Source organism: Adhaeribacter aquaticus DSM 16391 (assembly GCF_000473365.1).
GTDB classification, from domain to species: domain Bacteria; phylum Bacteroidota; class Bacteroidia; order Cytophagales; family Hymenobacteraceae; genus Adhaeribacter; species Adhaeribacter aquaticus.
This window is the reverse complement of record NZ_KI421517.1, coordinates 3,041,420-3,055,003: the sequence shown is the minus strand read 5'-3', so window position 1 is coordinate 3,055,003 and position 13,584 is coordinate 3,041,420. Positions and strand designations below refer to the sequence as shown.

General features: G+C 41.2%; 6 protein-coding genes. 4 read left to right on the top strand and 2 right to left on the bottom strand.

Annotated features, from left to right (window positions below; translation table 11 throughout):
* Positions 1–552 precede the first annotated feature (552 nt).
* Positions 553–2,910 carry an ABC transporter permease gene (locus ADHAQ_RS0115810; protein ID WP_026463763.1) on the bottom strand — a complete coding sequence of 786 codons (2,358 nt, stop codon included), beginning with the start codon at positions 2,908–2,910 and terminating at the stop codon, positions 553–555.
* 742 nt (positions 2,911–3,652) lie between these two features.
* On the opposite strand from ADHAQ_RS0115810, the gene ADHAQ_RS0115800 reads away from it, so the two are divergent.
* Together ADHAQ_RS0115800 and ADHAQ_RS0115795 are read left to right on the top strand one after the other, a co-directional pair.
* Positions 3,653–4,795 (top strand): aldo/keto reductase, encoded by a 1,143-nt coding sequence (locus ADHAQ_RS0115800; RefSeq protein WP_026463762.1) that lies wholly within the window; start codon positions 3,653–3,655, stop codon positions 4,793–4,795.
* Between the two features lie 82 nt (positions 4,796–4,877).
* Positions 4,878–6,005: an MBL fold metallo-hydrolase gene (locus tag ADHAQ_RS0115795; protein WP_051359966.1), complete on the top strand. Its 1,128-nt coding sequence runs from the start codon at positions 4,878–4,880 to the stop codon at positions 6,003–6,005.
* 750 nt (positions 6,006–6,755) lie between these two features.
* On the opposite strand, the gene ADHAQ_RS0115790 is transcribed toward ADHAQ_RS0115795, so the two are convergent.
* Entirely contained in the window at positions 6,756–7,196 is a 441-nt protein-coding gene (locus ADHAQ_RS0115790; RefSeq protein ID WP_157433439.1) for a hypothetical protein, read from the bottom strand.
* Between the two features lie 686 nt (positions 7,197–7,882).
* On the opposite strand from ADHAQ_RS0115790, the gene ADHAQ_RS0115785 reads away from it, so the two are divergent.
* Both ADHAQ_RS0115785 and ADHAQ_RS0115780 read left to right on the top strand, forming a co-directional pair.
* On the top strand, positions 7,883–11,041 hold the full coding sequence (locus ADHAQ_RS0115785; RefSeq protein WP_026463759.1) for a TonB-dependent receptor: 3,159 nt from the start codon (positions 7,883–7,885) through the stop codon (positions 11,039–11,041).
* Between the two features lie 304 nt (positions 11,042–11,345).
* The gene (locus ADHAQ_RS0115780) at positions 11,346–13,541 is read left to right on the top strand and encodes a TonB-dependent receptor (protein WP_051360201.1); all 2,196 of its coding nucleotides are present in this window, start codon (positions 11,346–11,348) and stop codon (positions 13,539–13,541) included.
* Positions 13,542–13,584 lie beyond the last annotated feature (43 nt).

Genomic DNA, 13,584 nt, shown 5'->3' with positions numbered 1-13,584 from the left:
AATTATATATAGTTTTACATACCTTCTACGACCGTTGTTTATCTGTAAGATTTTTACATTTAGTAATTTATAGATAATACTTTTTTCAAGGCCCACCTTTGCTATTTCTCCAATAATAATATTGAAATCCGGCAATTGCATTTCTGTTTTATATTTTTAATTTACAAGGCATAACATTCCTGAATTTAAGGGAATCGTAGAAGTATAATTTATGGGGCTTCTAAAAAGAATATTTTTCGACTACTTGTAGGGGTGGTGTATTGAAAAGTATAACTGATTGCTTACTAGCCGCTGGTATTCCTTTGTTACTATAACAACTTCCGGCCAACAATAAAATTAAATACCCCATTCCCTCTTTTATTTTACATACATAAATTTACTGGGCTAACTTTTGGGGCTATAAAAAGTTCGAATTAAATATATTATCATTTTAATCCATTATAGCATTCGCCCTTCATCTTGTTTAGCGTAGGCTGGTTAAACCAACTAAGACATTATATAATTACAACACTTCTTAATTCCGGAATAAGCTTATGCAAATATATATTTAGATTATTCATTCCGTAAGGAGTTTACCGGATTGACAATGGCGGCTTTTACCGCCTGGAAACTGATGGTTAGAAACGCAATTAGCAAGGCTGCCAATCCTGCTATAGCAAACACCCACAGGCTGATATTAATACGGTAAGCAAAATCCCGGAGCCACTGGTGCATAACCCAACCTGCTAGCGGCCAGGCAACCAGGTTTGCAATCAGAACCAATTTAAGTAAGTCTTTGGAAAGCAGTCCCACAATTTGAGCTACCGAGGCCCCCACTACTTTACGAATACCTATTTCTTTGCGGCGCTGCTGCACCGTGAAGGTTACTAGGCCAAATAGGCCCAGGCAGGAAATAAAAATAGTAATAAAAGAAAAACCAGTAGCCAGTGTACTCACTAGCATATCACGCCGGTAAATCTGGTCGAAACTTTGGTCCAGGAAATGGTATTCAAACGGGGCTGCGGGTTCAAACTGGGTATGCATTTTCTGAAGGCTGGCAATAGCTACCTGAGCTTGATTGGGCTTGGTACGTGCATAAACCATCTGGACATCTATCGGGCGGAGGGTAATAATAACGGGCATAATGGGTTCATGCAGGGTGCTGGTATGAAAATCTTTTACCAGACCAATGATCTTTCCTTCCCGGCCCTGAAACCGAATTTTCTGGCCAATGGGCTGCTGCATACCCATTACTTTTCCGGCACTTTCATTAACCAGATAGTGCAGGCTATCGGTTGCAAAATCAGGGGAAAAATTTCGGCCCTCTTTCAGCTTGGCGCCAATTGTTGTTAGAAATTCGTGGTTAGCGTAAATCACCTGGAAAGAAACGATATCGGCTGGATTCTTACCTTCCCAATCCAGGCTTTGGGAGGTATTCCCACCGCCTAGCAAATCCTGACTGGAGAGGGCTACCTGGCTAATACCCGGCTGTTTAAGAAGTTCTGTCTCGTAAGCCTCAAAATGATTTAAGATACCTGCTCCACCCTTGAAATAAATTAGATTCTCCTGCACCAAGCCTAAATCTTTATTTTTCATGTACTGTATTTGCTGATATACCACTACTGTTGCTACAATTAGGCCTGTGGAGAGTATAAACTGAAAAATAACCAACCCTTGCCGCAGATAAGACTGCCGGGTGCCTGTATTGATTGTACCTTTTATAATTTGCCCGGAATGAAAGGAGGATAAGAAAAAAGCCGGATAGCTGCCGGATACCAAGCTGGTAAGCAAAATAATGCCAATTAAGCCTAAGATGAAAATTGGGTTACCAAAAGGTATACTTATTTGCTTCTGGGTTAACTGATTGAAAAATGGTAACACATAGATTACCACCAACAAGGCAATACTCATGGCTATAACCGCCAGAAAAAAGGATTCAATTAAAAACTGACTTATCAGGGAAGCCCGGTTGGCACCAATTACTTTCCGCACACCTACTTCTTTGGCTCGTTGCGAGGCGCGGGCAGTAGCCAGGTTCATGAAATTAATGCAAGCAATTAACAAAATAAAGGCTGCTACTACCGAGAACAAGCGCACATAAACAATCCGGCCTCCCGTTGGCCTCCCATTTTCAAATTTATCATATAAATAAAACTGTTTTAAGGGCTGCAGCATTAAAGTAGAAATAGAACCGTTGAATTTAGATTGTATAAAGTTCTTAATTTTCTTATCTACTACTTCTGCCTCCGCGGTTTCTTGGAGCAAAACAAAAGTCTGGATAGAACTGGCTCCCCAATCACTTAACCAATGATTATGCTGGAACAGCACCTCGAAAGGAAGTACATAATCAAATTGTAAAGAAGAGTTTTCCGGAACATCTTTAAATACACCCGATACCGTGAATTTATCTGTTCCATCCACCTGAATTACATTCCCTAGTGCTTGTTGCTCGTTTCCAAAATGCCTTCGTGCCAGCGATTGGGAGATAACAATAGAAGAAATATTTTGGAGAACTGTTTGGGAGTTTCCTGCCACCAAAGGAAAAGAAAACAACCGGAAAAAATTAGGATCAGCAAAATGACCTTGTTCTTTAAAACTTTTATTACCTACTTTTAAAATTCTTTCCTGAGCAAAAGATACCCGCGTGGCATCGGTTATTTCAGGAAAAGTTTCTTTCAGCGCCGGGGCCAGCAATCCCTGGGTATCGGGTCCGGTTCTCACCTCATTGTTCGAAAAATTCAAATTGTGTAATACCACGTAAAGCTTATCTATTTGCTTATGGAAGCCGTCATACCGAAGTTCATCTATCACCCAAAGCAGAATGAGTAAACTGGTGGCCAGACCTAAAGAAAGCCCTGCAATATTCAGGAAAGAATAACCTCTTTGCCGGGTTAGGTTACGGAAAGCAATTTTGAAGTAATTAAGTAACATAAGCTTATTTCAAATAATGAGCAATCTTCTTACATTCAAGGCTTTTATAAAGAACTACCATTAAACAAGGGCATAAAAAATATACCAACTATTTATATACATAGTAGTCAACAAGTTAAGATAGTTTTCTTTTTAATAACGTTCGCTTTTAGTACACCTTTCGTTCGCTTCCGGAGCAATTTACAACATTATATGGTGGAGAAATGATAGATTAATTTCCTTTTACAACCAGTTGCCTAAGCAATTCCGCAAAGCGATTTTACGGAGCAAATCAGCCGCATTAAACCAATCTTTTCCTTTTAATATTATTTATAGTTTTTCATTTTAAATGGCACCAGGAATAGGAGGCGGTTAAATATATCCTCAGGCTGATTGAAGCCACCTTAGCCCTTTAAACCATTGCCGCATTTGGGAAATCTGTTTACCATAAGCTGCAGCACCGTCTAGGAAAACTGGGTGGTTTAAATAAAGTGGCCGCCAGTACGATCCAAACGGGAAACTCTGGAACAGCTAATTAGGTGCAATGGTAAAAAAACACTTTACCTGCTATAATAAAGCGAATCAAGATTCAGCCTTGGGAGAGGCTGTAGCAGAAGTACTAAAACCAATTTCAGTATAATAAAGTACAAACCTATAGATTTTGAGCAACAAAAACGGTATTAGTTGCCGGAGGAAACGGCATTATGGGTAGTACCGTGGCTCAATACCTCACCTAAACAGGCAACCGGAATGCCCTAAAACTATGTTATCACGAAGAAACTTTATATCGAAGGCTGCCCTAACTACGGCAGCAGCCACCTTCGCTCCTGCCCTAACCTCAGCCATCGGCGCTGCGCAAAGAAGCAGTGATACAACCATACAGAACAGTCCTTTATCTGAAAAAACTTTGTTAGGCTACCGGCTTCCTGCCAAATTCGGCCTGGGAGGAGTAGCAGCCGGCAATGCTTTTCATATTAACAGCAACGAAGCAATAGAAAAGGCGATGGAAGCCGCCTGGAATGGTGGCGTTCGTTATTTCGATACTTCCCCTTTCTATGGCTACGGGTTAAGCGAACGCCGGATGGGTCTTTTTCTTTATGGCAAAAACAGGGAAGATTATATTCTTTCCACCAAAATAGGCCGTGTATTTGAGCCAGACCCTAACTTTAAGGTTAACCCTAACGACATCTGGAAAGGAAAGCTCAATGCTAAATTTAAGTACGATTACTCTGCCCAAGGTGTGCGGAAATCAGTAGAAGACAGCTTGCAACGCCTGGGCCTATCCAGTATCGACATCGTATTCATTCACGACCTGTCGCCGGATAATGGTAATATGGGAGAAAAGTGGACTGAGTACTTTGAGCAGGCCCGGAAAGGAGCCATGCCCGAATTGACGAAGATGCGGGAAGAAGGCATCATCAAGGCCTGGGGAATGGGTGTAAACCGGATTGAGCCTATATTAAAAGCGATGGAAGTGGCTGACCCTAACATTATGCTTTCTGCCACCCAATACTCCCTGATTGAGCACGAGGACGCCCTGAACCGGCTGTTCCCGGCCTGTGAGAAAAAGAATGTTACTATTGTATCGGGCGCCCCCCTCAATTCTGGCTTCCTGGCGGGTAAGGACCGCTACAACTACAGCAACAACATTCCGGAGAAACACCTGGCCAAACGCCAAAAGCTAATGGCCATTGCTACAAAGCATCAGGTAGATTTGCGCACCGCTGCCTTACAGTTTTGTGCAGCTCCTGCCATTGTCACCTCCGTTATCCCAGGAGCCAGCAGCGCACAACAGGCGGCAGCCAATGTAGCCTCCATGAAAACTGTTATTCCAAAAGCTTTCTGGCAGGAACTGAAAAAAGAAAAACTAATAGCAAACAATGCTCCTGAACCCAAAATAGCTTAATGCCTGCTCAAGAACAATCCTTGTTATCATCCAGAAAGCTGTTCAAACTTCATTGGACGGCTCCATTTCAAAAAAGCACAGAATGCGTATGAATTTCAGTATGAAAAGGAAATATAGTTTATCCTTTTTAGTTATAGCAATAATCCTGGCTTTAAGCGTAACCGGTTGCTATATAAATAACCAAATTGGTAAATTAAACTCCGGTGACGAGCGCAAAAAAGAATATGCCAAACTCTCCTATTATTCGCCCGGGAAAGATGAGTTTGTAAGCCCTAAAGAAATAGTTTCTTTTCCTGAAAAAACAACTGGCGGTAATCCTGGGTTTGGGAGGTTCTTTAAAAAATCGCCTAATGCCCCGAAATTCGAACTACCGAAACAGGTACTCACAAAAAAGGATTTTCCGGAGGTACCTTCTGCTTATGCTGCTTATTGGTTAGGACATTCTACCGCTATTATTGAGCTGGATGGATATCGTATTTTAATTGATCCGATATTCGAAAATGCAGGCCCCTTACCTATAATTGCCAGAAGAATGAGCCCATCCCCTTTGCGGCGGGAAGAACTCCCGGATATTGATATTGTCATAATTACCCATGATCACTATGACCATCTGGAAGCGGAAACCATTAAATTTTTGGCGGATAAGAACATACAGTTCATCGCACCATTAGCGGTAGGAGCTAGATTAAAAAGCTGGGGTGTTCCCCAAAATAAAGTTACAGAGCTTGGCTGGCACCAATCTGTAACCCACGGCCCAATACAAATAACCGCTTGCCCAACGGTACATTATTCGGGAAGAAGTTATAACGACAAAAATAAAACGTTGTGGGCCTCCTATGTTATTAAAGGAGAAAAGAAGAATCTTTATTGGAGTGGCGATACGGGGTATGACGACCATTTTAAGGAAATAGGCAGGAAGTACGGCCCATTTGACCTGGCTTTTATGGAGATAGATGCCTGGAACAATGGATGGCCAAATACGCACCTTTTCCCAGAACAGGCCATTAAAGCTACCCAGGAAATTGGTGCAAAGCTCCTATTCCCTATTCACTACTCGACCTTTGACCTAGCGTTACATCCTTGGGATGAATCCATTAACATGGTGGCCGATTTGGCCTCACAAAATAACATAGAAATTGTAACCCCCATTATGGGGGAGAAAGTGATACCGGGAATAACGCCAACAACGAAATGGTGGATAGCAAGATAAATACAGCAGAAGAATGAAAGTTAATTGTAGTTGCCAAGTTTTCTAAAACTAGGATAAGGGAACTGGCAAACTTGTAATGGGAAACAGCTATTCAAAGAATCAAAACTGCCTTGCGGTTAGTTACAGGCATTTTGGTGTCGCTGCTATGAATGAAAAGGAAGATAGCTAATCGAAACAGGAAATTCAAATACTTATTTGATAGAAACTAGCTTTTTTTACATTAAAAGGTATTCATTGTCATCCTAAAACAGAATAATATTTTCCAAATCTTCTACAAAAAAGTCCGATATAAGTCCGTCAGAGGGTACACTTAAACATATAAAGAAGCCTTGTAAATCAAATTTTTACAAGGCTTTTTGCTTTTCAGGGGACACCTGAGGGGATGATTCTATTTCTTTTTAAAATGTGTTTTTTTATTTCTCCTTCAGATTCTTCATTTTCTATAAAGTCGAAACTCTCATTATCAGATTTAAACTATAAATTCTCAGCTGCGGGGCTAATCTTAAAAATTCTTCACCCTTGCTCATTTGTGGTTCGATACACGAGGTATCGTTCAGAAAGTATTATCCCTCTTTTCCCAACTAATTGGTATGAGCAGTCTAACACTACTGCAATTTGGTTTGCGAACATTTCGAATCGCTTAAAATGTAAAGCTTTGAGCGAGGTAAGCAAATTATATAAATAACAAAGTTCTTTAACTAATCATATTGATTGGCTTTTGTAAGAATAAGCTGCTAAGCTTTATTAAGATTATGTAGTTTTATTATTGGATGAACTTTCTGAAAGTCCTTTTTCTGATTTAACTAATAAATCAAATAAACTCCTGAATCTATCAATCTCGTTCTCAAAACCAGTTAAAAAGCCTATCAAATAAGCAATAATACCCGCTAATAAAGTATTAGTATCCTTATTCATCCAATCATCCTTTTCTGGATCTAATTCCACTTGCACCCAGTATAATTTTGCTAAACTCTTAATTTTCTCTTCCCTTTTATTAATATCTAGTCTATGAGCAATATCATTCCTTAATGAGTTAAAACTTTCTATGATTTTCCAAACAGAATTATTTTCCTCCTTAATGGACATTGATTTAGCATTTTGGATTTTTTGATAAAAGGAAAGCCTTGCATTTTCTAAAAATCCTCCATGATGGACAAAGTTTTCAAGAATATAATTGAGTCTTTCCTCCAAAATAAGATGTCCCTTAAGTATAATCAAAGCCTCCTTATCAATATCTTCTAGATATACTTTTAATAGTTCTTCTCCTCAATTTTTATTTGACTTGTTTTCCATTGTTCATTGGGAACTTAGGTAACGAAGATGATAAATTGGGTATAAAAGCTAGTATGTTTTAATTAGTCAAGTTTACAATCCTAATTTAGTAAAACCATAGGTTTCACGAATATTAGAGTCTTACTTTTTGCTACCAACTATCTGAGGGTGAAAAACCTGCTATCCAAACCTCAGACTACAGAAGTAAATAATTTTACTTCTAAGCTACATCAGATACAATAATTCCTTCTACTCCCGCGCAGTCTAACCAGACAAAACGGCAACCCTGATTATTATTGTAAAAAGAAATAGTATGTTAATTTAGGCTTAATACCCCCTTAACATTGCCACCCTAGCTTTGCGAGCATAAAAACAGGTTTAATCGATTTAATAACATCTCTTACCTAAACTAATGCTTACCGGTACATTTCAAAACAGCGCCACTTTGTACTGTTAAAAGCATTCGGGCTTTACTATGAATTAACCCATTCTATCCTTTTAAAAACCACCACACCCGACCTGGTGGAAATGTTAAAAGAAAAATTAACCTGATTTTATTAAAACAAATACTCATTTATCCAACAAAATCATTTAACCAACAAAAAATGAAACAATTATTTACTGGATGTATTATGTTGCTTGCGCTCTTAATTACTTCCTGGTTGCCTTTATACGGACAAGGTAACGAAGCAACAATTATTGGAAAAGTGACCGAATTTAAAGCTGGCCCGATCATAGGTGCTACGGTTTTGGTTAGAAATGAATCAACCGGATTTCAGGCTGGCACTGCAACTGACGTTAATGGCGATTACATTATTAAACAGTTACCTTTAGGATCGCCTTATTCTATTACCGTTTCCTATATAGGCTATGCAACACAAAAGAAAACCGGTTATGCCCTAAATCAGGGCGACCTGCTGAGAGTAAATTTCGAAATTGTAAGCAGCGGCACCGAACTGCAAGCTGTTGAAATTACGGGCAATACCCTGAAGAACAGTGTTCCAAATTTAGGAGCCTCTACCCCCGTTACCGCTAAGGATATTGCCAAATTACCGGTAAATGGCCGAAATTTCACCTCCCTGATAGACCTTTCACCGCTGAGTAACGGCACGAGCCTGGGTGGCCAGCTTGCTTCCTCTACTAACTTTACTGTGGATGGTATGACCTCGCGCGGCACTATTGCTGGCGGTGGTACCTCAAGCGCTTACTCTATTTCCATGGAAGCGATTCGTGAATTTAAAGTAGTAACCAATGAATATGATGTAACAATGGGTCGCAGTGGCGGCGGTACCATTAGCACCGTTACTAAATCTGGCACGAACACGCTATCGGGAAGCGCCTTTAATTTCACGCGTACCGATTGGCTTTCAAGCCCTTATGATTTAAGAGGAAACAAAAGACTGCAGGATTTCTCCACTAACCAATATGGTTTTTCATTAGGTGGACCTATTATTAAAGATAAAGCCCATTTCTTCGTAGCCTGGGATCATCAAGCTGACTCCCGGCCGGTTTATATAGGCAATATTCAATCGCCTGCAGATGAAGCTGCCAACCGGGTAACGCAAGAAACGCTGGATAATTTCCTGGATATTGCCCGGGCAAAATACGGTGTTTCGAATAATCCACAGTTCGGTCAATTCGGCAAAAAGAAAGGAACCGACGCCTTTTTTGCAAAAATTGACTGGCAGTTAAACTCCAAGAATCTATTGACGGTACGGAACAACCTGGTTCGCGAAAACGATATGTTATCGGAAGGCGACAACTCGGGTATTAATGCCCTGGAATCGTACATCGACCGGAAGAAATTTGATAACAGTTTAATGATGTCATTACGGACTATCCTGAACCCTAAAATAACAAATGAACTAAAGGTACAGCATTTCCACCAATACGAAGCTGTTATTCCAAGCCCGGAACTTCCCGCTGCCGGTATTCCGCGTGCAATTATTGAAAACGTAGAATCGGTTTCAGGCTCAAATACTTACTTTAATTCTATTCAGATAGGTGGCCAACGTTTTTCTCCGGAATGGTTTAAGGGCGACGTATTACAGTTGGTAAACAATGTATACTACAATACTGGTAAATTCAATTTTACTTTTGGTTTAGATATGATGTATAACCGGATGCATTCGCTTTACGGCAGTGAAATGAACGGCCGTTTCTTCTTCACCGGTTTAGAAAACTTTAATAACCAGACACCCTACCGTTACGCCAGAGAGATTAACCTACTGGAAGACCCAAGCAATGTAGTAAATTCTTTAAGTTCAGGCATATATGGCCAAATGGACACCAAACTAGCGCGTGGTCTGGAAATGACTGCTGGTTTGCGGCTTGATGACACCCGTTACCTGAACAAAGCTAATTTCAGCCAGGTGGTTTTCGATGAGTTGGGTATCCGTACCGATAATGTAATTAAAACTACCCAGCTGCAACCACGCGTACAGTTTACCTGGGACGTGAGAGAAGAACGTAAAAATATCATTCGTTTCGGAGGTGGTGTATTTGGTTCTGCCTTAAACCCTTACTCCATGATCAACAACATGTTGTTTGACGGCACCCGGGTGGCTTCCGTTGAATTACAAGGAGCTTTGGTACCATCGCCAAATTTCCCTGGCTACCGCGAAAACCCAGCCACTGCACCTGGTGCCGAGTTATTTAACAATCCGGGTGTTGAAAGATTATTAACCATTAATACCAACCACAAAGACGCCAAGGTACCGGTTGTTTATAAAACAAACTTTTCCCTTAACCACTTTTTCAACGACAACCTGCGGGTAGGCGTAAGCGGGTTTGCAGCCTGGGCTCGTAATAACTATATGTACGTTGACCGCAATATGGTGGAAGATCCTTATTTCACAATTGAAGAAGAAGCAAATCGCGGTGTTTATGTACCGGCTTCAACCATTAACACCAGAAACGGAGCTACCAACTGGCTGAACAGCCGCAAAACGAATCAGGTAGGACGAGTGCTGGAGTTAAACAGTGAAGGTAGAAAAAACCAATATGCCATAGTAATAGATGGTACCTACCGGTATTTCAGAGACGGGCAAATTACAGCTTCTTATACCTGGAACGACTCCAGAGACAATACTTCTTATAATGGAAACGTAGCCAATACTGCCACTTTAGCTTTAATGGTAAAAGATGACCCAAGAGACCTGACTAAGATGAGTTATGCAGATAACCATTTCCGTAACAAGGTGGTAGTCTATGGTACAGCGCCAAGCTTTTGGGGCACCACAATCGGGTTACGCTATTCAGGTATTGGTGGAACGCGCTATTCTATGGCAGTAGGCGGCAACATGAATGGTGATTTTGTTAACTCTAATGACTTGGCTTACATCTATGATCCTAACGATCCTTCAGTACCAGAATACCTGCGTACTGGCATCCAGACCATTCTTGACAATCCAAATGCTGAGCAAAGCATTAAAGATTATATCAACCGTAACATGGGTCAAATTGCCGAGCGTAATGGCGGTATAAATGAGTTCTACGGAGCATTTGACCTTAGAATTGCTAAACGCATCAAAATGGTTCGTAATCATGGTCTAGAACTTTCAGTTGATGCTTTCAACGTAGGAAACCTGCTGAACAAGAACTGGGGTGTTGGCCACAATCTTGGCAAGCAAAACCTGTATACCATCAGAAGCTTTAATCCTACTGCTGAACAATTCATTTACAACGTGAACAGATCGGCTGGGGTATCTGGCTTAAACGGAAACCCTTACCAGATACAGATAGGAGCCCGTTATTCTTTCTAATTTGTTTTATTTAAAGGAAGAGCCTCCATCCAGAGGCTCTTCCTTTTTTATTTTCAGCTGGATGTAGCGTTGTTAAAGCTGTTGATTCAAATAGCCCGAAAGAGAAACTTAACTTTTTAGCCTGGTGAATAACGACAGAAATAATCCAAAGCATTAACTCTTTATGTTTCCCCTGGCATTGTACTTACAAAACACAAAATTCAAATCTTTAAAAGCCTTGCTTAACCTCCGATTTAATTTACAGCTTGCATTACCTTACCTACTAATTGGCATTATCATTTCTTTCCTTTGTGGTTTTACCGGAATGGCCTCAGCGCAATCTATACGGGGCAGAATACTGGATGCCGATACGAAAGCTCCTCTCCCTAGTGTAACCGTTGTTCTGTTACATACAACTTTGGGCACAGTAAGTAATCAGGAAGGATACTTTGAGATTTATACAAAAACGCCTGGTAACTATAAAATACGAATTACCCGGGTTGGTTATGAGCCACTTGATTTAAATACCACTACTGATCAAACCTTAATGGAGGTAGCATTAAAACCTACCTTTTTGCAACTAAACAAAGCAGTAGTTATTACGGCCCAGCGGTATGAAACAAATCAGTTTAACCGGCCGGAAGCAATATCTGTAATCACCCAAAAAGAGCTGGACCAAAGGGCTCCCCGTTCCACACCCGAAGCCCTGATGGGCACCACAGGTGTATGGATGCAAAAAACTAATCATGGCGGTGGCTCTCCTTTCATCCGGGGACTTACCGGCCAGCAGACTTTACTCTTAATTGATGGTATCCGGTTAAACAATGCCACCTTTCGTTCCGGACCCAACCAATATTTGAACACCATTGATCCACAAAATATAAGCCAAATAGAGATTCTGCGGGGATCAGGATCTGTACAGTACGGCAGCGATGCGATGGGAGGCGTAGCACAAATCCTTACCAAAAATCCTGTATTTACCGATAGCCTGAGCGTAAATGGCAGTGTATACGGCAAGTATATGAGTGCCGGCATGGAAAAAAGTGGCCGGGCAGAAGTTAGCGTGAGTAATACCAAAGTGGCCTTTTTAGGAGGATTAGCTTACCGGAGCTTTGGCGATTTAGTAGCCGGAGGTGATTTAGGCGTTCAGAAACCAACCGGCTACGATCAGATTTCCGGAGACTTGAAAGCCAAAATCCGCTTGAGCGAACGTTACTTATTTACAGCGGCCTGGCAAAAATTAGAGCAGAAGCAGGTGCCGGTATTTCATAAAGTACAGTTAGAAAACTTTGCTTATAATTACTTCGATCCGCAACGGCGGCAACTAACTTATGCTCGCTTGGAAGCTTTCCACAATAACCCATGGTTCAGGAAGGTAACATTAACGGGTTCCCTGCAGCAAACTTTAGAAGGCAGAAAAAGTCAGAAGAATGATTCTCCTATTTTAGTAAGTGAGCTGGATAAAGTAAATACCTGGGGAGCCGTCATGGCTATAGATTCGGAACCAACATCCTATTGGAAAGCCCATTCCGGAATAGAGTATTATTACGATCAGGTAAACAGTACCCGGGAAGATATAAACCTGAAAACAGATACTCGAATGGCCAAACGTGGTCTTTACCCGAATGGCTCTACTGCTTCTAACCTGGCTTTATTCTCTTTACATACCCTGGAGTTAGATAAGTTTGTTTTATCGGCGGGAGGCCGCTTTAATGCTTTCGACATTACGGTAAAGGAAAAGGAATTAGGAGCTTCCACTATCCGGCCCTCTGCCCTGGTAGGTAGTTTCTCCGCTTTATACAAATTGCATCCCCATCATCATCTGGTAAGTTCGGTTAATACCTCCTTTCGGGCCCCCAACATTGATGATTTAGGTACTTTAGGTATTGTTGATTTTCGGTACGAAGTACCAAATACAAGCCTGAAGCCCGAAAAAGCTTTGAATATGGAGCTAGGCTGGAAAGCCAGGACCAAGAGATTTTCCAGCCAGGTAGCTTTCTTCCGGAGCAATCTCTCCAATATTATAGGTCGGGTACGGTCTGGTAACGATTCCATTCAGGGCTACCAGGTTTATTTAAAAGAAAATGTAGCGGAGGCTTACTTAAAGGGGCTGGAAGCAGATGCTGAATGGCAGTTAGCTCCCACCCTGGCTGCTTATGGAAACTTAGTTTACACGTACGGCCAAAACATTACGGCTCAGGAGCCTTTACGTCGCATTCCACCCTTACATGGAAAATTGGGATTATCCTATCGGGCACGGCAAGGAATATGGATACAACCGCAATATATGTTTGCGGCCAAACAAAGCCGCTTAGCCCAGGGCGATATAGATGATAATCGCATTGCCAATACAGGTACCCCAGCCTGGTCATTGCTAAACTTAAATGCTGGTTATAGCTATCGGTGGTTCTCGGTAAGCATGGAACTTCATAACATCAGGAATAAAGCCTACCGTACCCACGGCTCAGGAGTAGATGGCTATGGCCGGAGTTTCTGGCTAGCTACCCAAATTAGGTTTTAATAGACTTTTCACCCGGCGTAAATTAAGTTATTGTTAAATATAA